At 50.1% G+C, this 23,250-nt stretch carries 22 protein-coding genes; 19 read left to right on the forward strand and 3 right to left on the reverse strand.

The features are described 5' to 3' along the window. Positions 1-34 precede the first annotated feature (34 nt). The 8 genes from CZ360_RS00365 (at position 35) to CZ360_RS00400 (ending at position 7,726) form a co-directional block, all read left to right on the forward strand. The gene (locus CZ360_RS00365; RefSeq protein ID WP_077532235.1) at positions 35-1,588 is read left to right on the forward strand and encodes a uracil permease; all 1,554 of its coding nucleotides are present in this window, start codon (positions 35-37) and stop codon (positions 1,586-1,588) included. A gap of 176 nt (positions 1,589-1,764) precedes the next feature. Next, a complete protein-coding gene (gene mch / locus CZ360_RS00370; RefSeq protein WP_077532236.1) occupies positions 1,765-2,739 on the forward strand; it encodes a methenyltetrahydromethanopterin cyclohydrolase in 975 nt (324 codons plus the stop codon). 71 nt (positions 2,740-2,810) lie between these two features. Next, complete coding sequence (locus tag CZ360_RS00375; RefSeq protein ID WP_077532237.1) at positions 2,811-4,331, forward strand: permease; 1,521 nt, start codon at positions 2,811-2,813, stop codon at positions 4,329-4,331. Positions 4,332-4,360: 29 nt separating this feature from the next. Further along, the gene (locus tag CZ360_RS00380) at positions 4,361-4,921 is read left to right on the forward strand and encodes a flavodoxin family protein (RefSeq protein WP_077532238.1); all 561 of its coding nucleotides are present in this window, start codon (positions 4,361-4,363) and stop codon (positions 4,919-4,921) included. A 42-nt stretch (positions 4,922-4,963) separates the two neighbouring features. Next, entirely contained in the window at positions 4,964-5,356 is a 393-nt protein-coding gene (locus tag CZ360_RS00385; RefSeq protein ID WP_229407946.1) for a TIGR03792 family protein, read from the forward strand. 46 nt (positions 5,357-5,402) lie between these two features. After that, positions 5,403-6,137: an SDR family NAD(P)-dependent oxidoreductase gene (locus CZ360_RS00390; RefSeq protein WP_229407947.1), complete on the forward strand. Its 735-nt coding sequence runs from the start codon at positions 5,403-5,405 to the stop codon at positions 6,135-6,137. 17 nt (positions 6,138-6,154) lie between these two features. After that, positions 6,155-7,108, forward strand: a complete 954-nt coding sequence (locus tag CZ360_RS00395) for a dihydrofolate reductase family protein (RefSeq protein ID WP_077532241.1) — start codon at positions 6,155-6,157, stop codon at positions 7,106-7,108. Positions 7,109-7,135: 27 nt separating this feature from the next. Further along, complete coding sequence (locus tag CZ360_RS00400) at positions 7,136-7,726, forward strand: flavodoxin family protein (protein WP_077532242.1); 591 nt, start codon at positions 7,136-7,138, stop codon at positions 7,724-7,726. 68 nt (positions 7,727-7,794) lie between these two features. Here CZ360_RS00400 and CZ360_RS00405 read toward each other — a convergent pair whose 3' ends face one another. After that, the gene (locus tag CZ360_RS00405; protein ID WP_077532243.1) at positions 7,795-8,943 is read right to left on the reverse strand and encodes an ROK family protein; all 1,149 of its coding nucleotides are present in this window, start codon (positions 8,941-8,943) and stop codon (positions 7,795-7,797) included. Positions 8,944-9,193: 250 nt separating this feature from the next. Here CZ360_RS00405 and CZ360_RS00410 point away from each other — a divergent pair, with 250 nt between their 5' ends. The 3 genes from CZ360_RS00410 to CZ360_RS00420 are packed head-to-tail and all read left to right on the forward strand — an operon-like array spanning position 9,194 to position 13,743. Next, entirely contained in the window at positions 9,194-9,895 is a 702-nt protein-coding gene (locus tag CZ360_RS00410) for an ABC transporter ATP-binding protein (RefSeq protein WP_077532244.1), read from the forward strand. Then, positions 9,895-13,239 carry an FtsX-like permease family protein gene (locus tag CZ360_RS00415; protein ID WP_077532245.1) on the forward strand — a complete coding sequence of 1,115 codons (3,345 nt, stop codon included), beginning with the start codon at positions 9,895-9,897 and terminating at the stop codon, positions 13,237-13,239. The genes CZ360_RS00410 and CZ360_RS00415 overlap by 1 nt, the downstream gene beginning before the upstream one ends. Positions 13,240-13,272: 33 nt before the next feature. After that, a complete protein-coding gene (locus tag CZ360_RS00420) occupies positions 13,273-13,743 on the forward strand; it encodes a nucleoside-diphosphate kinase (RefSeq protein ID WP_077532246.1) in 471 nt (156 codons plus the stop codon). Between the two features lie 45 nt (positions 13,744-13,788). On the opposite strand, the gene CZ360_RS00425 is transcribed toward CZ360_RS00420, so the two are convergent. Both CZ360_RS00425 and CZ360_RS00430 read right to left on the reverse strand, forming a co-directional pair. Next, positions 13,789-15,069, reverse strand: coding sequence for a DUF1015 domain-containing protein (locus tag CZ360_RS00425; protein ID WP_077532247.1), 1,281 nt, complete (start codon positions 15,067-15,069; stop codon positions 13,789-13,791). Between the two features lie 57 nt (positions 15,070-15,126). After that, on the reverse strand, positions 15,127-16,074 hold the full coding sequence (locus CZ360_RS00430; protein WP_077532248.1) for a hypothetical protein: 948 nt from the start codon (positions 16,072-16,074) through the stop codon (positions 15,127-15,129). A 248-nt stretch (positions 16,075-16,322) separates the two neighbouring features. Between CZ360_RS00430 and CZ360_RS00435 the strand changes: the two genes are divergently transcribed. From CZ360_RS00435 to CZ360_RS00470, 8 genes are all read left to right on the forward strand, one after another. Continuing rightward, positions 16,323-16,760, forward strand: a complete 438-nt coding sequence (locus CZ360_RS00435; protein ID WP_077532249.1) for an NfeD family protein — start codon at positions 16,323-16,325, stop codon at positions 16,758-16,760. A 14-nt stretch (positions 16,761-16,774) separates the two neighbouring features. Next, on the forward strand, positions 16,775-17,734 hold the full coding sequence (locus CZ360_RS00440) for an SPFH domain-containing protein (protein ID WP_077532250.1): 960 nt from the start codon (positions 16,775-16,777) through the stop codon (positions 17,732-17,734). A gap of 351 nt (positions 17,735-18,085) precedes the next feature. Then, the gene (gene purE, locus CZ360_RS00445; protein WP_077532251.1) at positions 18,086-18,586 is read left to right on the forward strand and encodes a 5-(carboxyamino)imidazole ribonucleotide mutase; all 501 of its coding nucleotides are present in this window, start codon (positions 18,086-18,088) and stop codon (positions 18,584-18,586) included. Between the two features lie 31 nt (positions 18,587-18,617). Further along, positions 18,618-19,328, forward strand: coding sequence for a phosphoribosylaminoimidazolesuccinocarboxamide synthase (purC, locus tag CZ360_RS00450; RefSeq protein WP_077532252.1), 711 nt, complete (start codon positions 18,618-18,620; stop codon positions 19,326-19,328). An 81-nt stretch (positions 19,329-19,409) separates the two neighbouring features. Next, positions 19,410-20,822, forward strand: a complete 1,413-nt coding sequence (locus CZ360_RS00455) for an amidophosphoribosyltransferase (protein ID WP_077532253.1) — start codon at positions 19,410-19,412, stop codon at positions 20,820-20,822. A 22-nt stretch (positions 20,823-20,844) separates the two neighbouring features. Continuing rightward, entirely contained in the window at positions 20,845-21,879 is a 1,035-nt protein-coding gene (gene purM / locus CZ360_RS00460; protein WP_077532254.1) for a phosphoribosylformylglycinamidine cyclo-ligase, read from the forward strand. After that, positions 21,873-22,499: a phosphoribosylglycinamide formyltransferase gene (gene purN, locus CZ360_RS00465; RefSeq protein ID WP_077532255.1), complete on the forward strand. Its 627-nt coding sequence runs from the start codon at positions 21,873-21,875 to the stop codon at positions 22,497-22,499. The genes purM and purN overlap by 7 nt, the downstream gene beginning before the upstream one ends. A gap of 15 nt (positions 22,500-22,514) precedes the next feature. After that, positions 22,515-23,231 carry an IMP cyclohydrolase gene (locus CZ360_RS00470; RefSeq protein WP_077532256.1) on the forward strand — a complete coding sequence of 239 codons (717 nt, stop codon included), beginning with the start codon at positions 22,515-22,517 and terminating at the stop codon, positions 23,229-23,231. The last annotated feature ends 19 nt before the right edge of the window (positions 23,232-23,250 follow it).

Raw genomic sequence — 23,250 nt, forward strand, 5'->3', positions numbered from 1 at the left:
TCGGCTGGAATCTTAAATACAATGGGAGGTCCTTATGAATTTTAAATATAAGTGTTGGGGAAAAGGAGACATTGACGCTTCGTTTGGTGTTTTCTTTGACGGCTTCTCCAAAATTTTAACAGCTACCGGTATTATGATCGCCGTGTTCGGCATGCCTGCATCGATTGTCATCGGACAGATCGTCCCCGCAATCGGCGTGGCCAGCTTCTTGGGAAACCTCTGGTATTTCTATGAGGCAAAGCGGCTTGCAAAAAAAGAACAGCGCCAGGACGTTACCTCCCAGCCCTTTGGGATCGGTGCCTCGCAGCTTACCGGCTGGCTCTATTTGATTATGGGGCCTGTCTACTGGAAAACAGGAGATGCCATGCTCGCGTTCCGCGTTGGGCTATGCGCGGCCTTTATCGGCGGAATTGTAGAGGTGCTGGGCGCGTTTGCCGGACGCTGGATTGTCAAGAACGTCCCGCACAGCGCATTGCTCGGCAACATGGCCGGCAGCGCGATTGTCTGGCTCTCGATCGTCGGGATGGCCTCTGTCTTTGACAAGCCGATCTATGCAGTCCTGCCTCTCTTTATTATCCTGATCGACTATTTGGGCAAGGCAGACAAGCGCTTTAAAAAAATCCCTTCCGGCGTCATTGCAATCGTCCTGGGCGCCGCCATTGCCTGGGCAACCGGCTCCTTAACACCGGAAAGCTTTACCTCCTCTTTTGAAAATGTAGGTTTCTATGTTCCGCATTTCTTCTTTGGCGATATCCTGAGCGGGATGAAAGAAATTGTTCCTTACCTGCCGATTATTATCCCGTTGCAGATTAACAATTTCCTGACCACCCTGCAGGGGCTGGAAAGCGCAAAGGAAGCAGGAGACAATTACCCGGAACGTCAATCGATGCTGATGGACGGCGTCTTTACTCTGATTGGTTCCTTTTTGGGCAACCCCTTCCCTACTACCGTTTATTTCGGCCATCCCGGCTGGAAGGAAATCGGCGCGCGCTCGGGCTACTCCATCGCGGTCGCCGTTACCTATCTGTTGGTCTGCATCAGCGGCCTGACCGGAATTATCATGGCGGTTGTCCCATATGAGGCTGTGCTGGTGCTGCTGATTTTTGTGGGCTTCTCCGTTTCCGGCACCACGCTGCAGAATACCAAGCCAAAATATATTCCCGTTATCCTAATTTCAATGATCCCGATTATTTTCCAATATATCCAGACGCTGATCGATTCGGCTGTTCAGGCCGCCGGAACGACTACCTCGGAGATTACGGCGTCTCAATTCGCGGAATTTTCCGTCCCCATGAACGGGATTCAAATACTCAGCTACGGCGCATTTTTATCGAGCCTTTTGATTGCCGCCGTCCTGGCATGCGTCATCGACAAGCACTATCTCCGTGCGGCTGCATTCTCCCTTGCATTAGCCGGTTCTTCCTTTATCGGGCTGATCCACAGTGAATCCATTGCATGGCTTCCGAAAAACGGTGTCATCCTCGGCATTATCTATTGTGTCGTCGCGCTGATTCTTTTCTCAAAGTACTGGATGTTCCAGCGCAAAGGAACACCGCCGATGGGTTCTCAAAGCCAACAAACTGTTTGATAACACAGTCTATTTTCCCTTTGCTTCATTGCAAGGGGTTTTAATAGAAAAACATAGTTTAATAGTTAAATTATGTTTCATCAAAAATAACCCTGCATGATCGCAGGATCTGAGGGAAACCTGTAATAAAAAGGTTTCACATTCGGCTCTGCAGGAAGAGAAATGGAGGAAAAGATTTGATCAGTGTAAACGAAAGAGCTGTCAGGCTCGCGAAGCAAATGGTTCACGACCCGGATTATTATCAGGTTGAGGTTCACCGCATCCACGGCGCTTACGTCATCGACGCTGGCGTTGAAGCACGCGGCGGTTGGGAAGCAGCCAAGCTGGTTACTGAAATTTTGTTTGGCGCACTCAACGAAATCACGATCGACACTTTCCCGGAGCGGATCGACGACGTTTATTATAACGCAGTCCATGTCCATTCCGACCGTGTTGTCCTGCAGCAGGCCGCCTGCAATATCTCCGGATGGGAGCTTCGGCCCGGAAAATATGCCCCGGTGCTGGCCGGTCCGGGAAGAACAGTTGCCAGAAAACCCGGCGACTGGCTTTCATGCTACAGCGATTATTCCGATCAATATCATCAGGCTGTCCTGACAGTAGAAAAGGGGACGATGATGTCCGAAGAAGAGGTGCAGGATTTGATTGACGCCTGCGGAATTGACCCGGAAGGCCTTTACATCATCGTTGCAGCCAGCGGAAGCACCGTATGCTCCGTAGAGGTTGCGGCACGGATTCTGGAACAGACCCTTCACCGCCTGCGGGAGGAGAAATTCAACCTTGACAATATCGTTGAAGCACATGGCTTCTGTGTTGTCCCGCCTGTTGTAAAGGACGATTTGATCGCAATGGGACGGGTGAATGACGTCCTGATGTACGGCGGTCAGTCAACCTTTACCGTCGACTGCGAGGACAGCGAAATTGAAGCGGTTATCGGAAAAATCACCAGTGACAAATGCTCGGAATACGGCAGGATGTTCTTGGAAATTTATCAGGAGCATGGCTGCGACTTCTATCAGGTTCCGATGGAAATGTATTCCCCGGCAAAGGTTTTAATCATTAACCAGAGAACCGGCCGCCGGTTCAAAGCCGGTGAATTTAAGCTGGATGTTCTGGCAAAATCCTTTAATTTTTCAATTTACGACAAGAAATAATGAAAGCTTTGTGATTTCACGAAAACAACTCACAGTTCGTGAAACCAAACAATTTGGGAGGACAATGTATTATGGAAAACGTAAAGATTCCTTTTTTCAAGAAATCTGACCTTGACGCATCAATCGGAGTATTCTTTGATGGATTTTCCAAGGTTATCGTTGCAATTGCAATTTTAGTAGGTACATTTCAGCTTGACAACGCTACTGTTTTCGGCACTATGATGCCGGGCGTGCTTGTCAGCGTCATCGTGTTAAACGGAGGCCTTTGGCTCTATTACCGCCACATCGCGAAACAGAGAGGCGACGCAGGCTTAACCGCAATCCCGGCTGGGTTGCAGGCGGGCCGTATGTTCATCTGGCTTTATTCCATTATGCTGCCGGTATTTAACTCCACCGGAGATGCAATGATGGCGTTTAAGGTTGGCGTATTCGCACACTTTATCGGCGGTGCAGTCTTTGTTATCGGCGCATTTGTTGTTCCGAAGCTGCTGAAAATTGTTCCGGCCGGCGCTTTGTTTGGTTCCCTGGCCGGCGGTGCCATGGCCTTCTTAATCCTCCAGTCCTTGGACGGCGTTTTGAAAATGCCTCTGGTTGGCTGGATTTCCCTGATCGTTCTGTTCGTGATTTATCTCGGCAAAGTAAACACCAAGCTTCCGGCTGCTCTGATTGCGATTGTCGTTGGTGCTGTGATTGCTTTTGCAACCGGCGCAATGGGCTTCGGCGCAGTAGCTGATTCCTTCCAGAATGTCGGCTTCTACCTGCCGAAATTCACCTTCGGAATTTTCTCTCCGGACGTTATGTCTGCAACCATTCCATTCCTGCCGATTATCATTGTTTTCTCTATTAACGAGGTCATCACCGGTATCCAGGCTGTAGAACAGGCAAAAGAATGCGGAGATACCTTCTTCACTACAACCAAGCCGCTGGTCATCTCCGGTGTTGCCAGCATGGTTGGCGCACTGTTCGGAAGTCCGCTGGCAGTTGGCCTTTACTGGGGCTATCCGGGATGGAAAAAGATGAATTCCGGCACCGGCTATCACCTCGGCATTGTTATTCTCTACGCGCTTGTCGGCTTAACCGGCCTGACCGCGATCATCAACGCGTTTATTCCGGAAGCAACTGTTCTGCCAATTCTGGTATTCGTTGGTATCTCCAGCTATGCGCAGGCATTCGATGTTGTCAAGAGCAAATACTATCCTGCCGTTATTATGGCGTCTGTTCCGGTTGCGGTTGAATTTATCATCAACAATGTTGCAGAAGGCGGACTGGCTGGTCTCGCCATGTATAAACCAGGCTCCGCGTTTATCGGACTGATCGTGGGCTGCCTGTTTGTATTCATCATCGACAACAACTGGAGAAACGCGGCAGTGACCTCTGTTATTGCAGTTGGACTTACAGCAATCGGGATGATCCACTCTCCGAGCATTGTCCTGACAGAGGGCTATGTTTTTGAAACCAACTTCATTATCGCCTATGCAATCTGCGCGGTCGGTTTCCTGATCATGCACCTGATCAAGTTTAACCACAAGGCGCATGAAGCTGACCTGGAGGCAGAGCGGCAGGCGGAGCTTTCACAGGCAAAGCAGTTTTAATTGAAACAAGAGAAAGGATTCTGTAATTCATGAAAACTTTAGTATTTTTCGGCGCCGCCAGAGAAAAGGGGCATACTAGGGCTATGGTTGACCTGTTCCTGGAGCATCTGGACGGCGAAAAGGAAATTATCGACGCTTACCGCACCGAGGTGGCTCCCTGTAAGGACTGCCGTTACTGCTGGCATAAAAAAGGCTGCAGCATCAAAGACGGTATGCAGGATATTTATCAGAAAATCGAAGAAGCAGACAATATTGTGCTGGCTTCCCCCATGTATTTCCATTCCATCACAGGGGAATTAAAGGCCCTGATCGACCGACTCCAGGTGTATTGGGCAGGCCATGTAAGAAACGATATGCCGGAACATCCAATTAAAAAAGGCGCGATTCTTTTAGTCGGCGGTGCTCCAAGCTTTGAAAACCAGTTTTTGGGCGGCGAGCTGGTCTTTAAAAACCTGTTAAACGACCTGAGCGCGGAATGCTTAGGAGAGGTATGCCTGCCGAACAGCGACGTAGATTCCCTCCAGACCCGTCCTGATATCGCGCAGCAGGTAATCGACCTTGCTCATAGGATGAACGAAGCCAATCAATAAGATGGTTTCCAAGAAAGGAAACCAAATCACAAAGGAGAGTTAATGATGTCTAAAAAATATAAATTCACTACAAAAGAACATCTGCCGGTAGAGCATCTCATCTTCAAAGTAGCGCCGGAGGACGTGGAAGAATATTTGAGAGTTGACCACGAGGTCTGGACTCTGGGAGAAGCGATGTGGGACGGTTTTGATCACATCCCGTTCCTGAGCAAAGAAACCTGGATCAATGAAAACAAGCCGGGCGAAATGCACTTTGTATTCATCTGGGAAAGCCTTGAATCCTGGAAAAAGGTAGATGATAAAGAACTTCAGGCGGCTTTCATTAAAGAATTTGAAAGTAAATTCACTAAACCGTATGAATTTATCTACTGCGGACAGAATGAGGAGAACTTCGGGGTACACCGTTACAGCAGATTTGAACGGGTAGACGACTAAGCTCATACACATAGAATTCCTAATTTTATAATTAAATGAGGTGTACATGATGAAATTTGAAGATAAAGTAGTAATTATCACCGGTGCTTCTTCCGGAATCGGAGAAGGCGTTGCCAAGCACTTTTTAGCGGAAGGCGCAAAGGTTGTTGGCTGCGGCGTAGAACCAAATATGAAAATCGAAGATAAAAACGCCATCTATGTCCAGGCTGACCTGACCAAGCCGGAAGACGCGGAGCACGTTGTCTCCGAAGCGGTTAAGGCGTTCGGCAAGGTGAACAAGCTGGTCTGCTGCGCAGGCGTCACCTTTATCGGTTCCCTGGAAAGCACATCCCACGATATGTTTATGAAAGAGCTCGGCATCAACCTCGGCGGTGTGTTCAACATGTGCAAAGCGGCTGTCCCAGAGCTGAAAAAGCAGAAGGACTCCACCATTGTAACGGTTGGCTCCGATCTCGGCGTTCACCCAATTCCGGAACGGATCGGCTACTGCCCGTCCAAGGCCGGCGTAATCATGCTGACCAAATGCATCGCGCTGGAATATGCGCCTGACATCCGCGTCAACTGCATCCTGCCGGGCCTTGTCCGCACCCCGATGATTGAAATGCGGTTTGAAGAAGCGGACGATCCCAAAGCGCTCGAGGAAGCATACGCAAGCATGTATCCGCTTCACAAAATGGGTAAAGTGGAGGATATGGCAAATGCGATCTCCTTCCTGTCCAGTGAAGAAAGCGGATTTATTACCGGAGAAATCATGCATGTCTGCGGCGGCAGCCTGATCTAAGGAAAGGAAGAATCAATATGGCGACTTCTTTATTTAAAATGCCGTTTGATGTAGAGAAAACAAAAGTCAGAAAAATTTATGAAAGCGACGATTTAAAGACCGCCGCGGTAAAAACCCTGACCTGTGACCACATCAAGGAAATCTACGGCGAACTGAACTTTACGGAGCTTCACGAAGACCGTCCGTATACCTATACTTCCCTCGTCACCTCGATCGACGGAAAAATCGCCTTTACTGACGCGCCTCAGGGGCCGCTGATTGCAAAGCTCAACAAATATGACCCGGACGGCGCAAATGCCGACTGGTGGATTCTGAATATGCTGCGCGCGGTATCCGACGGCGATATCATCGGCGCCGGAACCATGCAGGCCGAAAGCGACTATACCTGCCATGTCTTTGACCAGGATCTGGAGGATGCGCGGATTGCCGCCGGAATGAATCCGGTGCCGTGGAATATCATTTCCTCCCTGGACGGGACTGATATCCCATTCGGCCACATCCTCTTTCAAACTCCGGAGGTTCCGGTTATGATCAGCACCTCTGCCGCCGGGCTTAAGGTTGTCGAGGAAGGTCTAACCTGTGACTATGCTGTTGTCGGCCCGGTATCCTCCATAGAGGATGTAACCGATGAAATGATCTGTACTATGAAGGCAAATCAGGATAAGGTGATTGTCATTGCGACCGGTGAAAAGGCTCCTGATTCTAAGGTGGCGCTTTATATCATGAAAAAATTCGGCCTTGACAAAGTGCTGGTTGAGACCCCATCCTATATGCACTATCTGGTTTCTCAGGGCCTGATGGATGAGCTCTTCTTCAACTATTCCTGCATCTATGTCGGCGGGCAGGCATTATCCATCGGAAAGTTCGGGAAGGAATTCGGTTCCAAAGACCATCCGCATACCAAAATGCTCTCCGTCCATACCCACAGCGACCACTTCTTCTACTTCCGTCAGAAACTGATCTACGATTAAGTTTTGTGAGAAAGAAGGAAACGAAATATGTCTAAAATTGCAGTGGTATTCCACAGCGTCTGCGGGAATACCTATCTGATGGCAAAAGCATATGCGGATTACCTCAAAGAAAAGGGCGAGGAGGTCTCCCTTTTCCGTGTGAAAGACGAGGCCTTTGAGGAAACCTCCCTAAAGTTTGATTCTTCCCGGGTTTACCGGGAAGAAATCCTGAAACTGCCCGTTATCTCCTGCGGCAAGGACCTGACCGGTTACGACGCGCTGTTTTTGGGTTCCCCAACCTATTACGGCTGTGTTTCCGCGCAGATGAAAGCCTTTATGGATTCCTTCTGTGACATCTGGGTGGAAGCCCTGATGTCCGGGAAATATTTCGGCTGTTTTGCGACCAGCGGTGATCTCTACGGAGGCAGCGAACTCTGTATGCAGGGGATGAATACCTTTGCCCAGCATATGGGAATGATCTTATTATCTGTTCCCTGCAATATCGGCGGCGCGCCGCAGCCGGCCTACGGCATCACCCATGCAACCGGGCCAATGTCCGACCAGCGGATGCAGGACGACACAGTAAAAGCCATTCATGGCTATCTTGACTATGTCCTTCCCGCAATCCATCAAAAATAATTCCTCACTTTCAGCCATATAGAAACGGGCGTGCAGCTTTTGCTGCACGCCCGTTTCGCCATTTGCGTTTATTGGTTCGCCATTTGGATGAAGAAGCCACTGACACACTGATCGGAGGCGCTGAGAATCGCAGAATCATCTCCCAGCTCAGAGATAAAAATGTCCTGCGTCTGGGTGATAGGCAGGACAATCTGCCGCAGAACCTCCGGGATCAGGTAAGGGAGCGCCGATACAATTACAGAACTGATGACAATGGTCTGGCTGTTCAGGATAAAGATGATATTCCCAAGCCCTACCGCAAGGTATTTAATAAATTGCTGCAATACCTTCAGAGCATGTTCATCCTGAATTCTCACCAGGGCAATGAATTCTTCAATCCGTGAGATCGGATGCTCGAGATACCGGTTCACCTGCCTGATCACCGCCTGGTTGCTGCAGTATTGTTCCCAGCAGCCATGTTTTCCGCAGGAGCACTGCTCTGTTTCGTCGAAATTAATGGTATGGTGCCCCAGCACGTTGGCAAACCCAAGGTATCCCTGAATCAGCTCACCGTTGGTGATCAGCCCGGTGGAGATAACGTCTGCAATCGAAATCACCGCAAGCTCCCGGTATTCAGGATGATGCTTCTGCTCTGCCAGCGCCATCAGATTTCCGTCATTGTTTACCGTCACCGGGACATGATACCGGTCCTGCAGCAGCGTCTTAATATCGATATTCCGCCAGCGAAGATTCGGAATGTTCCGGATCACGCCCTCCCGGTCGACAACCCCGCGCACCGATACCCCGATTCCGACCAGCCCATAGGGCGACGGGGACATCGACTGAACCGTTTTGTCCAGATAATCATACAGATGCTTGTAATTTTCCGCAAACTGGTTCCCGATCAGCGGGATCGTATGGCTCTGCCGCACCTCGTTGCAGAGGTCGGTCGTAATGACCCGCATACTGGTCACGCCAAGGTCAATCGCGATGCAATAGCCCGCGTCTGCTATCTGCTGAAGCATGATTGGCTTCCGCCCGCCGGTAGAGCTGCCCAGTTCCGTTTCCTGCAGGAGATGAAGGTCTATCCATTCCTTTACAACGGTAGAAACCGTCGCTTTATTCAGTTTTAGCTGTTCCGACACCTCTGCACGGGAGACATCCTGGTGCTGCCGAATATAATCAAGAACCGCCAGACGGTTTAACGTCCGGATGTCCTTTGTCTGCGCTAATTTCATATTATCACCATGCCTTTTGCCTATTACATGCCTTTCTGGAAAGCGAGGAATCAGTCCCGCCCTGCAGAAAACAACGGAGAAATCCATATGACCGTATTGTATCATAAAACACCGGTGATTTCAAACCGCCTAAAACGTCAGACTATTCCTATTTTGCTCATAATTTGTTGATATTTTCCAAAATCGGGTATGTTATAATATAGGTACAAAACATGAAATCAAATACATTGATAGAAAGGCGTGGGCTAGAATGGCCTTTGTAGAGTTTCAGGATGTGACAAAACTTTACCATATGGGCGAAATTACCATTGCGGCTGCTGATGGGATCACCTTCTCGGCAGAGCAGGGTGAATTCGTCATTATTGTCGGGCACAGCGGCGCCGGCAAGACAACGGTACTGAATATGCTCGGCGGGATGGATACCTGCACCAGCGGTACCATTATGCTTGATTCCAAAAGGATCAGCAGCTATACCCCGCGCCAGTTAATTGAATACCGCCGCCATGATATCGGGTTTGTGTTCCAGTTTTACAATCTGGTGCAGAACCTGACCGCGCTGGAAAATGTAGAGCTGGCGGCGCAGATCTGCGACAATCCGCTCGACGCAGCCATGGTGCTGGAGGAGGTCGGGCTGGGTAACCGGATGAATAATTTTCCCGCTCAGCTTTCAGGCGGCGAGCAGCAGCGGGTGGCAATCGCACGTGCGATCGCCAAGAATCCCAAGCTGCTGTTATGTGACGAACCAACCGGAGCGCTCGACTACAACACCGGAAAAACCATCCTGCAGCTCTTGCAGGACACCTGCCGGAATAACGGACAGACTGTTATTGTCATCACCCACAACCAGGCGTTTACCGCAATGGCCGACCGCGTGGTCAAAATCAAGAGCGGGAAAGTGGTTGATATCCAGACAAACCCCAACCCTGTGTCGGCGGAAAGGATTGAGTGGTAATGAAAAAGGCATTCCGGACTGACGTTGTCCGCTCTATTACCCATTCCCTGAGCCGTTTTTTTGCAATCCTGATGATTGTTGCGCTTGGGACAGGGTTTTACACCGGACTTCGCTCTACCTCACCGGATATGAAGCTGACTGTGGACGATTACTGTGATGAAGGCCGCATGATGGATCTCCATGGTGTTTCTACCATGGGCTTCACCGATGAGGACGTTGCGGCAATCCGGGCAACTGAGGGCGTTTCCAGCGTCATGGCCGGATATACAGTAGATGCGATCAGCCGGCTGGATGGAAAAGACAGGGTAATCCGCATCCATTCCCTTCCTGCCAATCTCTCAGAGGATAATAAAGACTATCTGAACCGCCCTGTAGTTGTAAAGGGCCGGCTGCCGGAAAAGTCCGGGGAATGTGTGGTCAGCAAAGACAATCTGTTCGATTCGGAGGATGTCATCGGCAGTACGATTACTCTGACAGACAAAGACGGTTCTCTGGGTGACCAGATCAAAACTAAGGAATACACTATCGTCGGAATTGTGGATTCCTCTTATTACCTTTCTTTTTCCTTGGGAAGCACCGAGCTTGGGAGCGGAAACCTTGACTATTATATGTATATCCCGGAAACGGATTTCTCCCAGCCCGCCTATACCGATCTCTTTGTCACGGTAATCGGAGCCGCAGATTTGTCTGCCTTCTCGGACGATTATGAAGAGCTTGTTTCCCAGGCCTCCGACCGGCTGGAGGAGCTGGCGGATGTCCGTACCCCACTCCGGCTGGAGGAAATTCGCGCAGAAGCACAGCAGGAGCTTGATGACGCAAGGCAGGAATATGAGGATGCGAAGAAAGAAGCGGACGATAAGCTTGCCGATGCAGAGCAGACGCTCCGGGACGCAGAGCAGGAAGTCGAGGACAGCGAGCAGAGGCTTGCTGACGCAAAGCAGACGCTCCAGGACGGAGAAGCGGCATGGAAAGACGGCATAGCAGAATATGAGGACGGTATCGCTTCGCTGAAGGAAGAAAAAGAAAAAGCGGAAAAAGACCTCTCTGACGCGCAAAAGCAGATCGATGATAAACGTACAGAGCTGGAGGATACGCAAACCGAGCTGCAGGCATCCAAAAAGGAATTGGACCGCGGCGCCGCGCAGATTGAACAGACCCGTCTCGCTCTTGCACAGATGGATTTACAGCATCAGGATCTCATCGACCAGCTCGATCAGGCGGAAGAGGACGGCGATCAGGCGCTGATCGATTCCCTTGCCGCGCAGATCGAACAGTTAACCAAAACGATGCAGCCGATGCAGCTTGCCGTAGATTCCTATGACGATAACCTTCAAAGAGTTACGTCCGGGCTCAGCGCGGTAAAAGACGGTTTCGCACAGCTTGATGAGCAGCAGAAACTGTTGGATCAGTCCAAGCAGGAAGCAGAGGATACCTTTACAGAAGCAGAAGAAAAACTCGAAAAAGCCAAAAAACAGCTTGACAAAAGCCGTACAGATTTAGATAATGGTTATGTTGAGCTGCAGGAGAATTCCCAGAAGCTTACGGATGCAAAGCAGGAGATAGAAGACGGCTGGGAAGAATATGAAGCCCAGAAGCAGGAGGCAGAGGAAGAGCTTGACGACGCAAAGCAAAAGCTCGATGACGGACAGAAGGAGCTTGACGAGCTGGAAAAGCCTACCTGGTACTGGCTGGACCGGGACACTAATGTAGGATTTGCAAGCATGTCAGAGGATTCTGAACGAATCGCTTCCCTTTCAACCGTATTCCCAATCATCTTTTTCCTGGTTGCCGCCCTGGTTGCCCTGACCACCATGACCAGAATGGTGGAGGAGGAACGTACCCTGATCGGCACCTACAAGGCGCTGGGCTACCGCAGCCGCACGATCATGGCAAAATATCTGATCTATGCGCTCCTGGCTACCCTGATCGGCTGTGTGCTGGGAATCCTGGTTTGCAATTCGCTGATCCCGGTGGTATGCTGGAACTCGTACCGCATTATGTATACAGCGCCGGACATCCAGATGCCGTTAAACTGGGGGTATGCAGCAGCCGGATGCGCCGCCTCCCTGCTCTGTACGTTAGGGGCGACGTTCCTGTCCTGTTTCTCAATCCTGCGGGAATCCCCGTCAGCCTTGATGCAGCCAAAGGCTCCTAAGGCCGGGAAACGGATTCTGCTGGAACGGATTACGCCGGTTTGGAAACGGCTGACCTTTATCCATAAGGTGACTGCCAGGAATTTATTCCGGTATAAAAAGCGCCTGTTCATGACCATCATCGGGATAGCAGGCTGTACTGCCCTTCTGCTTACCGGGTTTGGCATCAAGGATTCTGTGTCCGCAGTCGTTGGGCTGCAATATTCCGAAATATTCCATTATGACGCCACAATCCAAATTCAGTCGGAAGAAGAATTTGGAGAAGCCGGCAAAGCGGTATTAGAGGATTCTAAAAATTTCAGCGATTACCTTGTCACAGACACCAAGCTAATCGATATCACAGCCGGGGAGAAGACACAGTCCGGTTATTTGGTAGTCCCGGAGCAGACCGGCCGGATTTCCGATTTTATCACTCTGCGAAGCCGGATCGGCGGAAAGGAAATCCCATTCGACAAGGATTCTGCCGTCATCACAGAAAAACTGGCCTCCAAGCTGGGGATCGGAGTCGGAGACACCGTATCGCTCCAGAACAGCGATAATGAATATTGTGACTTTATCATTACCGGTGTGACTGAAAACTATATCTACAGCTATCTTTATATTGCCCCGGAGCAATTTGAGGCGGTGATGGGGGAAGCACCCGATTACCAGCAGATTATTGCTGTTTCGACGGCGCAGAACGAGGAGGACGAGTCGCGGCTTTCCGATCTCCTGCTGTCGCAGGACGGCGTGAATACCGTCCGCTTTACCAGCTCGCTCAGCGAAAATTTTGATACCATGATCGCGAGCCTCGACTATGTCATTATGGTAATTGTCCTTTTCGCGGGACTGCTGGCATTCATCGTGCTTTATAACCTTACGAATATCAATATTACAGAGCGGCAGCGTGAAATCGCTACTATCAAGGTGCTCGGCTTCTTTGATACGGAGGTCGGTTCCTATGTGTTCCGAGAAACCAGCATCCTGACAATCATCGGAAGTCTGCTGGGATTGGTTCTCGGCGTCATCCTGCATCACTTTACGATTACCACTGTTGAGGTAGACATGGTGATGTTCGGCCGGGAGGTCAAACCGCTCAGCTTTATCCTGGCGCTTGCCCTGACCATCCTTTTCGCTGTATTGGTGGATCTGGTCATGTACCGCAAGCTGAAAAAAGTCTCTATGGTGGAAAGCCTGAAATCCATAGAATAAGAAAAGAGAAGAAGAAAAAGGAGTTTACAGCCAATGTATTACAGTTTTATCATGCTCAAGCCGGATGCGCTTCAGAAGCATCTCGTGGAGGACATCATGCAGTATTTCAAACGGGAAGGAATCGAGATTGAACGACTCGGCTACAAAAAGGTAGACGAAGCGCTTGTTTCCACCCACTATGCGCATGTAATCGAGAAGTACGGGGAAGGCTTCCGGAATAACCTGATGGATTATTTCAACGGGAAGGATACAATCCCGATGATTTTAAAGAGCGAAAAGAGTTCCCTGATTGCCGATATCCGCCGCATTGTCGGAGCGACAGACCCGTCCAAAGCGGATCAGGGTACGATCCGAGGCGACTTGGGAGACGATTCGTTCGAACGGTGTGCAAACGAGCACCGGAGCTGCTACAACCTGATCCACGCAAGCGACAGCCCCGAAACCGCGAAAGAGGAAACCGCCGTCTGGTTTGGACAGGATGTCTCAAAACTGTATTTCGGCTAATTCAGCAAAAAGAGGAAAGGGGGTATCCCTTTCCTCTTTTTTGTTCTATTTGATTTTCCGTGCTTCCAGATAAAACCGCTTATCACATGCCTCGCCCATCGAAAAGGTTTTCCGTGGCAATGCACCGTCCAAAATCACAGTACGGAACAGCTCCGATTTATTCATACAAGGAAGCAGGAATCCAATATTCCCTGATCCTTCCCCACACAGCTCTCTGACTACCTTTTCCCCGTGGATATAGTCGATCTCGCCGTCAAACTCCTTGAGATAGGCGTCCAAAAATTTCTGCAGCGTTCCTACGGCCAGATTGCTTTCCGGACATTGTACCGCAGCCGGTATTGTCTTTCCGTCCACGACCACGTCAAACGTCTGTGCCCCGGATACCGGCGTTTCAGAAAGGCTAAGAGCCGTTTTCATCTTTTCCATCAGATGTTTTGCATCGGCGCCAAAAACCACCCGGTGGATCGCCTCAAACTGCAGGGATTCATCGTGGAGGTTCACCAGCTCTACCAGTGCATACCGCGCAGGATGCACTGCCGCCTGGCCAGGAGGTAATTCCTGCTTAAGCTTATCATAGCAGGCCTTTGCTGTTGCAAGGGAATGGTTCCCGTCTCCGACCGCGAACAGCATCGGGGCTTCCCCCTCCACCTGATATTTTTGTTCAAACGCCTTCTGGGTACAAAGCGAAGCGAGCTTATGGTTCAGTTCCTTTGCCTGCGTCCCGTTTAACAGCCATCCGCGCAGACGGCCGCTTTCCTCCATCAGCTCAAAATCATATACCGGCTCCATTTGGGCTGCTTTGCGCCCAATCGGTTCAATCACCTGCTTGTCTCCATCGTCGAGCAGCAGCATAATGTGCGGCAGCTCCAGCCGTGCGTTTTCCCTGATTTTAACCCGGGGCGGGATGCGCTCCAGCACCGTCCCCTCGGTTGCACGGATCAGGCTTCCGGATCCTTTCCGGTAATCATACTGCTCCAGATCAACCGTTCCGATCAGCCCGCGACGTACAGCACCGTTTCTTAGCGTCCGTTCCGCATATACAAAGCTATTCGGATAGCAGGCAAAATATCCCTGCTCCAGCAGTTCATCCATGCTGCGGTTGATCGAGTCAATTCTCGCGGCGAACCCATCCTTTTTCAGATCAATTTCCGGAAAGATAAGGTGGTATGCGGAGGGCACTCCTTCCGCCTGTCTCCTTACCCGTTCCCAGTAGTCTGGCTCGGAGGTGTATTGGTCGCAGGCAACCACACTGAATGTCCGAAGGTCGCTCCCCTGTTTCGGCAGCAAAATGTCCGCAGGATAAAAATAAGCTGTTTCTCTTTTCATGTCAATTGAAAAAGCCCGTCAAATCAGCGGCGGGCTTTTATCTCCTCTCTTATGTAATCAGAACAGGCCGTCCTGTTCTATTGTCTTTGCCAAACCGTCTTCAAACACGACAGTAACTACCGCGTCCGGTTTATATTCCCCGGGCCACGCCGCTGTAAAGTCATCGCCGTCCTGGGTAATGACAACCCCGTCCCCGCCAATAATCGAACTGATTTCCGCATAGGTCATTCCGGGCGTCAGCTGGGCATATTCCTGATTGGAAACACCGTTCGGCAGGACAGATTCCCCTTCATCCTCCGGGATCTGTTCAGGTGCAGATTCCTCACTGTTCTGTCCGTTTTCATTAAAATACCGTTCCATGAAGTCGTCAAAGTCCTCATAGCTTTCATCATACTGGTTATGCGAGGAACCATCTCCAGACGAATAAAGACTGTAGTTCTTATCCAGAGAATCGATCATATGAATCAAAAAGCTCGTGTAGCCAAAGACAAACAAAATAGGGAGAATCACCACCAGAAAGACAAACGCCAGCACTACCAGTACAATAACCCAGGTCTTTGGCTTGGGCTGCGGAGGCAACGGCTGTCTTGAATTCCGGTAGTTCTCCGTAAAGGAATTCCCCTGTTGTCCGGCGCCATTCCAGCCGTTTGGCTGACAGCCCGTATTGACCTGATCGCCGGGCCGCCGGTTCCCGGCGAAATAGCCGCACTGTCCGCAGAAATTCCCTCTCAGAACATTTCCGCATTTGGGGCAGATACCAAAGGGACGCCGGTCCTCTGCGTTCCAGCCGGTGCGCTGCCGGTCATTCTGCATTCCAGCCGGTTCCTGCCTCGGCGGCTGCTCCTGGCCGGAAAGCGGCGCGGAGTCTCCCGCCGCAAACTGCGTCTGGCGGATTTGAGCTCTATGCGGGAAATAGTCGTATTGGGTATAGTCAAGTGTTCCAGGTGTTTTGCATTTCGGACAGACATCGCCGGCATATTCCATACCGCACACCTTACATATCATGGTTAGGACTCCTTCTATATTATCGTTACATTTTAAACTTATTCCTCTATATCAATGTCATTATAACAAATGAGGGCAGAAAAGTAAATCTATTTTCCCTTCACAATCTGTATAAAGCATTGACAAAATGTGAAAAATATTCAAAATTTAAGTTTCTGTAAACCCCCTGAAATAAAGATTGAAACAAACCCCTTTTCATGATACAATAACAATGACATCTTGGGAATTGTAAAAGAAGGAGGTCTTTCATGTACGAATTGATTTTCTGGGGAGCGTTATTCATCGTTTTGGTTATCGCCGAATCGATCTCTCTCCAGCTTGTCTCGATTTGGTTCGCTGTAGGAAGCGCAGCGGCGTTTATCGCTTCCCTGTTCCACGCGCCGATCTTAGTCCAAATCATCCTGTTCCTTGTGATCTCTACCCTGCTGCTGATCTTCACCCGCCCGATTGTCTGCAAAGCAAAGGCCACGCATAAACCGACTAATGCAGATGCGGTGATTGGAAAAGAGGGCGTAGTGACTGAAAAAATTGATAACCTGCGGGGCGTTGGCCGCGTACAGGTTGACGGCCTTTCCTGGAATGCACGAAGCGAGGATAACCTTATCATAGAAAAAGACGCTGTCATTCAGATTGGACGGATTGAAGGCGTTACCGTTTTTGTCAAAGAAGTGAAAGCTTCAAATTAAAGGAGGACATTATTATGCCGTATTTACCATTCAGCCCGGAACTGATTATTGTTCTGGTCGTTATTCTGATCATTCTCATCTTCCTGATTTCCCGGATTAAGATCGTTCCGCAGGCACAGGTTTATGTGATCGAACGTCTTGGAACCTACAGCGGAACATGGGCGACAGGTATCCATTTCCTGGTTCCATTCCTGGACCGGATTGCCAAAAAGGTTTCCCTAAAGGAATTTGTGGTTGACTTTAAACCGCAGCCTGTAATCACCAAGGATAACGTTACGATGCAGATCGATACCGTCGTATTCTACCAGGTGACCGACGCAAAGCTTTACACCTACGGCGTAGAACGTCCAATGTCTGCCATCGAAAACCTGACCGCAACCACACTGCGTAATATTATCGGAGATCTGGAGCTTGACCATACTCTGACCTCCCGCGATTTTATCAACAGCAAAATCACTACCATCCTGGATGAATCCACCGACCGCTGGGGCATCAAGGTAAACCGTGTAGAGCTCAAAAATATTATTCCGCCCGCTGAAATTCAGGACGCGATGGAAAAACAGATGAAGGCGGAACGGGAACGCCGTGAATCCATCCTCCGTGCCGAAGGAGAAAAGAGAAGCTCTATCCTGGTGGCGGAAGGCCAGAAGGAAAGCCAGATCCTCCGCGCGGAAGCAGAAAAACAGGCGACAATCCTTCAGGCGGAAGCTGTGAAAGAGCAGAAAATCCGCGAGGCTCAGGGTGAAGCAGAAGCGATTGAAATGGTGCAGAAGGCGCTGGCCGACAGCATCGTCCTCCTGAATGAGGCAAACCCGAACCAGCAGGTTCTGGCTCTCAAGAGCCTGGAAGCGTTTGCAAAAGCCGCAGACGGGAAGGCGACCAAGATCATTATTCCAAGCGACCTGCAGGGCTTTGCTGGTTTGGCTGCCTCCGCAAAGGAGCTGTTCAGCGACGACGCAGTAAAAAAATCATAACCTGAAAAGAGGTTGTATATTATCACTATTTATCTGAAAAAACGAAGAAAAAAATTAAAGATTTCAGATATTGCAATCTTTTGTAAAATAAGGTAAACTGGTAATGTACTCGTTCGACAATATCCCAAAAGGAGGATTTTAAAATGACCTGGCATATGGTAGGGTATCACAGTTCTCTGAATACTTCCATTTATGGTGCCAGTGCGTCTTTCTTTGACGGGATTTGTGCGGGCAAAATAGCTCAGTAACCGAAAAGCTGCGAATTTTTCGCAGCTTTCTTTTATTGTTTTATCATTCTTTCCGGGATTTTTTTGTCCCGGTTTCTCATTTTAAACAGAAAGGATCTTGATTATGCCGAACACCAAAAAAGTCGCAGTAATTATGGGAAGCGACAGTGATTTACCGGTTTTAAAAAACACCATCAACACCTTAAAGGGCTTTGGAATTGAGGTAGAGACACATATCATGTCCGCACACCGCACACCCGCCCAGGCCTGTGAATTTTCCTCAAAGGCGCGCGAAAACGGATTTGGCGTGATTATTGCCGCCGCCGGAAAGGCCGCCCATCTTGCAGGCGTTCTTGCCGCACATACTACCCTGCCTGTGATTGGAATTCCAATTAAGGCTTCTACGTTAGACGGGCTCGACGCGCTGCTCTCCACCGTTCAAATGCCAAAAGGAATTCCGGTTGCGACCGTTGCCATCGACGGCGCGGACAACGCGGCGATTCTGGCAGTACAGATTCTGGCTGTTTCCGATGAAGGCTTAGTGAAACAGCTCAGCGAAATGAAAGAGAAGATGACCGCAGAGGTCGTTGCAAAAGATCAAAAGCTGCAGGAAGAATTAAATTAGTTCTTTTACAAAATATCAGGGAGGAAGAAAAATGAAAAAAATCGAACAGCTCTATGAAGGAAAGGCAAAAAAAGTCTGGACAACCGAGGATCCGGAACTGTTGATCGTTGATTACAAGGATGATGCAACCGCTGGAAACGGAGCCAAAAAAGGGACAATCCATGACAAGGGAATCATCAACAACCGCGTAACCAATCATTTGATGAAAATGCTGGAAAAGGAAGGGGTTCCGACCCACCTTGTGGAAGAGATTTCCGACCGAGAAACCATTGTAAAAAAAGTTACCATTGTTCCCCTGGAGGTCATTGTCAGAAACATTGCCGCCGGTTCCCTTTCCAAACGGATCGGCCTGCCGGAAGGCACCCCGATGAAGAAAACTGTCCTGGAATTCTGCTACAAGGACGACGCGCTCGGCGACCCGATGGTAAACGAATACCACATTCTCGCAATGGAGTGGTGCACCAAGGAAGAGCTCGGCCTGATTGCCAAATACGCGCTGAAAGTGAACGAAGCTCTTTCCGCTTACCTCAAGGAAGTGAACATCCAGTTGATTGACTTTAAGCTGGAATTCGGCAAGCTGAGCGACGGCACCATTGTCCTGGCGGATGAAATTTCCCCGGATACCTGCCGTTTCTGGGATACCGTTACCCACGAAAAGCTGGACAAAGACCGCTTCAGAAGAGATATGGGCGGAGAAGAGGACGCCTATAAAGAAGTAATGAAACGTCTGATGGGTGAATAATTGAGTCTGATGGGCAGCCCTACCGCTGCCCTGTCCTCTTTATCATAAAAAAGCAAGAAAGTAAAAAAGGATGTGTTTTGTTTGGGTGGAATTTTTGGCGCTGTTTCCAAGACAGACTGCGCGATGGACGTCTTTTTTGGGACAGACTACCACTCCCATCTGGGTACCCGGAGAGGCGGGATGGCAGTTTATACCGGCAAGGGATTTGAACGGTCGATTCACAACATTGAAAATTCCCCGTTCCGTACCAAATTTGAACGGGATATCTTAGAGATGAGCGGTAACATGGGAATTGGCTGCATCAGTGACAACGAGCCGCAGCCGCTGATTGTCCGTTCCCATCTCGGAAGCTATGCGATCACCACGGTTGGGCGGATCAACAATGAGGAAGAACTGCTGAAAAAGGCGTTTGAAAACGGGATGTCCCATTTTCTTGAAATGAGCGGCGAGCGGATTAACGCTACCGAATTGGTTGCCTCCCTGATTAACCAGAAGGATTCTCTGGAGGAGGGGATTCGTTACGCGCAGGATCTGATTGACGGATCGATGACCCTGCTGCTCCTGACAAAAGACGGATTGTATGCCGCACGGGACAAAATGGGACGTACCCCAGTCATCATCGGCCAGAAGGAGGACGCTTTCTGCGCTTCCTTTGAATCCTTCGCTTTCCTGAATCTGGGCTACAGGCCGGAACGGGAGCTGGGGGCAGGCGAGGTTGTATTCCTGACGCCTGACGGTGTCACCGTCAAAATCCCGCCCAGGAAAAAGAAAAAGGTCTGTGCCTTTTTGTGGACCTATTACGGCTATCCAACCTCCTGTTATGAAGGAATCGACGTAGAGCAGATGCGCTATCGCTGCGGAGAAATCCTTGCGAAAAACGACATTGAGGTGGATATCGATTCAGTCGCCGGCGTCCCGGATTCCGGTGTCGCGCATGCAATCGGCTATGCCAACCAGTCCAGGGTGCCGTTTTCCCGTCCGTTTATCAAATACACCCCCACCTGGCCAAGAAGCTTTATGCCGCCGAAACAGTCCATGCGAAACCAGATCGCGCATATGAAGCTAATTCCGGTTGACTCCCTGATCCGGGATAAAAAGCTTTTGTTCATTGACGATTCCATCGTCCGGGGAACTCAGATGCGGGAAACGGTTGAATTTTTATATGAAAGCGGCGCGAAGGAAGTGCATATCCGTTCCGCATGTCCGCCGATTATGTATGGCTGCAAATATCTCAACTTCTCCCGTTCCACCTCGGAAATGGATTTGATTACCCGGCGAACAATCGCCGAGCTGGAGGGCACTGAGGATGTCCCGGAGGAGACTGTACAGAAATACAGCGATTTCCGCTGCCCGGAATATCATAAAATGATCGAAAAAATCTGCGAAAAGCTAAACTTTACCTCCCTGCGTTACCAGTCACTGGAAGGGATGCTCGATTCTATCGGAATTGATCCGGAGGACGTCTGCACCTACTGCTGGAATGGCAAAGAGTAACAGAAAAGAAAGGAATTTTTGTATGAAAAGTTTCAGCGAAAGCTATAAAGAAGCCGGTGTTGACGTAACCGCCGGCTACAAGGCTGTCGAATTAATGAAAATGCATGTTGCCAAAACCATGACCAAGGGCGCTTTATCCGGGATTGGTGGTTTCGGCGGGCTGTTTGAACTGGACTTAACCGGGATTTCCAAACCGGTACTGGTTTCCGGCACCGACGGCGTCGGTACAAAGCTCAAGCTCGCCTTTCTGATGGACCGGCACAATACCGTCGGGATTGACTGCGTCGCCATGTGTGTCAACGACATTATCTGCTGCGGCGCGAAGCCGCTTTTCTTCCTCGATTATATCGCGCTCGGAAAAAACGTTCCGGAAAAGGTGGCCGATATCGTTTCCGGTGTTGCAGAAGGCTGTGTGCAGGCAGGAGCCGCTCTGATCGGCGGTGAGACCGCTGAGATGCCAGGCTTTTATCCCGTTGATGAATACGACCTGGCAGGCTTCTCCGTCGGTGTCGTGGATAAGGAAAAGGTACTCCATCCGGAATATCAGAAGGCCGGGGATATCCTGATCGCCCTTCCGTCCAGCGGCGTGCATTCCAACGGCTTCAGCTTAGTGCGGAAGGTATTTGACGTGGAAAACCGCAGCCTGACGGAAATGATCCCGGAATTGGGCGCTTCGCTCGGAGACACCCTGCTGACTCCGACAAAAATCTATGTGAAGCCCATCCTGAAGCTGCTCGAGGAAGTGGAAGTCCATGCGATCTCTCACATTACCGGCGGCGGTTTCTATGAAAACATTCCGCGTTCCATACCGAAACATCTTTCCGCTAAAATCGACCGCAGCGCTGTACGGGTTCTGCCAATCTTTGATTACATCATGAAGGTTGGAAATATTCCGGAACGCGACATGTTCAATACCTTTAATATGGGCGCCGGGATGATTATTTCTGTATCCCCTGAGTTTGCTGACAGCGCTATCGCGAGCCTGAAAGCCTCCGGCGAGGACGCCTATATCATCGGCGAGCTGGTGCGCGGGGAAAACGGAGTGGAAATATGCTAAATATCGTAGTATTGGTGTCCGGCGGCGGAACAAACCTGCAGGCGCTGATCAACGCCGAGAAGGACGGAAAGATTCAAAACGGCAGGATTTGCTGTGTGATCTCCTCCAAGCCAGGCGCATATGCACTGGAACGCGCGCAGCAAAACGGAATTAAAACCCGCGTTTTAAACCGGAAGGAATATCCTGACGTTGCCTCCTACAGCCAGGCGGTTTTAGCGGCCTTACAGGAAGAGCAGGCAGACTTAGTCGTTTATGCCGGATTTATGACCATTCTGGACGAAAGCGTATGCAGCGCATATCCAAACCGGATGATGAACGTCCACCCCGCTCTGATTCCAAGCTTCTGCGGAAAAGGATTTTACGGCCTTCATGTCCATGAGGCGGCATTGGAAAAGGGCGTCAAGCTAACGGGCGCCACTGTGCATTTCGTCACCGCAGTCTGCGACGGCGGGCCGATCATTCTGCAGAAAGCTGTCCCGGTCGAAAACGGGGACACTCCCGAAACCCTGCAGAAACGCGTGATGGAGCAGGCGGAATGGGAGATTCTGCCGAGAGCGGTCTCCCTGTTTTGCGAAGGAAAAATCAAGGTGGAAAACGGACTGGCTTATGTCCTCGATTAGAAAGGAAGGATTGCAATGAATTTTGTGAACATAAAATCGGAGCTGGAAGGAAATACTTATCCCGGCAGAGGAATTATCCTGGGAATGACTCCGGATGGCGCCAAGGCGGCAATCGCCTATTTTATCATGGGGCGAAGTGAAAATTCCAGAAACCGCGTCTTTGTCGAGGACGGCGCCGGAATCCGGACGCAGGCATTCGACCCTGCCAAGCTGTCCGATCCATCCCTGATCATCTATTCCCCTGTCCGCGTGCTGGACGAACACACCGTTGTCACCAACGGCGACCAGACCGACACGGTATATGATTTCATGGCGAATGGGAGAACCTTTGAAGAAGCGCTCCGCACCCGTACCTTTGAACCGGACTCCCCGAACTATACTCCGAGAATTTCCGGTATCGTAACATTGAGCGAAGAAGCATTCTCCTATAAGCTTTCCATCCTGAAAAGTAATAACGGGAATTCTGATTCTGTTCAGCGATTCTTCTACGAATATGCGCAGCCCGTTGCCGGAGAAGGCCATTTTATCCACACCTACGCCTGCGATGGGAATCCGATTCCATCCTATGAAGGAGACCCGCAGGGAGTAGTCATTGAAGAGAATGATCTGGACGCGTTTACCAAAACCGTCTGGGAAGGACTCAATGCGGATAATAAGGTTTCCCTCTTCACCCGCTTCATCGACCTGAAAACCGGAAAAACAGAAAGCCGGATTATGAATAAAAACAAGTAACGTAATAAAGGAGTGGAAT

Source organism: Massiliimalia massiliensis (assembly GCF_900155615.1).
Taxonomy (GTDB): Bacteria; Bacillota; Clostridia; order Oscillospirales; family Ruminococcaceae; genus Massiliimalia; species Massiliimalia massiliensis.

Excerpts from the sequence above, each read along its gene's own strand:
- CZ360_RS00365 (WP_077532235.1), top strand. The coding sequence starts at position 35 with ATGAATTTTAAATATAAGTGTTGGGGAAAAGGAGACATTGACGCTTCG.
- CZ360_RS00375 (WP_077532237.1), top strand. The coding sequence starts at position 2,811 with ATGGAAAACGTAAAGATTCCTTTTTTCAAGAAATCTGACCTTGACGCA.
- CZ360_RS00380 (WP_077532238.1), top strand. The coding sequence starts at position 4,361 with ATGAAAACTTTAGTATTTTTCGGCGCCGCCAGAGAAAAGGGGCATACT.
- CZ360_RS00385 (WP_229407946.1), top strand. The coding sequence starts at position 4,964 with ATGATGTCTAAAAAATATAAATTCACTACAAAAGAACATCTGCCGGTA.
- CZ360_RS00390 (WP_229407947.1), top strand. The coding sequence starts at position 5,403 with ATGATGAAATTTGAAGATAAAGTAGTAATTATCACCGGTGCTTCTTCC.
- CZ360_RS00395 (WP_077532241.1), top strand. The coding sequence starts at position 6,155 with ATGGCGACTTCTTTATTTAAAATGCCGTTTGATGTAGAGAAAACAAAA.
- CZ360_RS00400 (WP_077532242.1), top strand. The coding sequence starts at position 7,136 with ATGTCTAAAATTGCAGTGGTATTCCACAGCGTCTGCGGGAATACCTAT.
- CZ360_RS00405 (WP_077532243.1), bottom strand. The coding sequence starts at position 8,943 with ATGAAATTAGCGCAGACAAAGGACATCCGGACGTTAAACCGTCTGGCG.
- CZ360_RS00410 (WP_077532244.1), top strand. The coding sequence starts at position 9,194 with ATGGCCTTTGTAGAGTTTCAGGATGTGACAAAACTTTACCATATGGGC.
- CZ360_RS00415 (WP_077532245.1), top strand. The coding sequence starts at position 9,895 with ATGAAAAAGGCATTCCGGACTGACGTTGTCCGCTCTATTACCCATTCC.
- CZ360_RS00420 (WP_077532246.1), top strand. The coding sequence starts at position 13,273 with ATGTATTACAGTTTTATCATGCTCAAGCCGGATGCGCTTCAGAAGCAT.
- CZ360_RS00425 (WP_077532247.1), bottom strand. The coding sequence starts at position 15,069 with ATGAAAAGAGAAACAGCTTATTTTTATCCTGCGGACATTTTGCTGCCG.
- CZ360_RS00430 (WP_077532248.1), bottom strand. The coding sequence starts at position 16,074 with ATGATATGTAAGGTGTGCGGTATGGAATATGCCGGCGATGTCTGTCCG.
- CZ360_RS00435 (WP_077532249.1), top strand. The coding sequence starts at position 16,323 with ATGTACGAATTGATTTTCTGGGGAGCGTTATTCATCGTTTTGGTTATC.
- CZ360_RS00440 (WP_077532250.1), top strand. The coding sequence starts at position 16,775 with ATGCCGTATTTACCATTCAGCCCGGAACTGATTATTGTTCTGGTCGTT.
- purE (WP_077532251.1), top strand. The coding sequence starts at position 18,086 with ATGCCGAACACCAAAAAAGTCGCAGTAATTATGGGAAGCGACAGTGAT.
- purC (WP_077532252.1), top strand. The coding sequence starts at position 18,618 with ATGAAAAAAATCGAACAGCTCTATGAAGGAAAGGCAAAAAAAGTCTGG.
- purM (WP_077532254.1), top strand. The coding sequence starts at position 20,845 with ATGAAAAGTTTCAGCGAAAGCTATAAAGAAGCCGGTGTTGACGTAACC.
- purN (WP_077532255.1), top strand. The coding sequence starts at position 21,873 with ATGCTAAATATCGTAGTATTGGTGTCCGGCGGCGGAACAAACCTGCAG.
- CZ360_RS00470 (WP_077532256.1), top strand. The coding sequence starts at position 22,515 with ATGAATTTTGTGAACATAAAATCGGAGCTGGAAGGAAATACTTATCCC.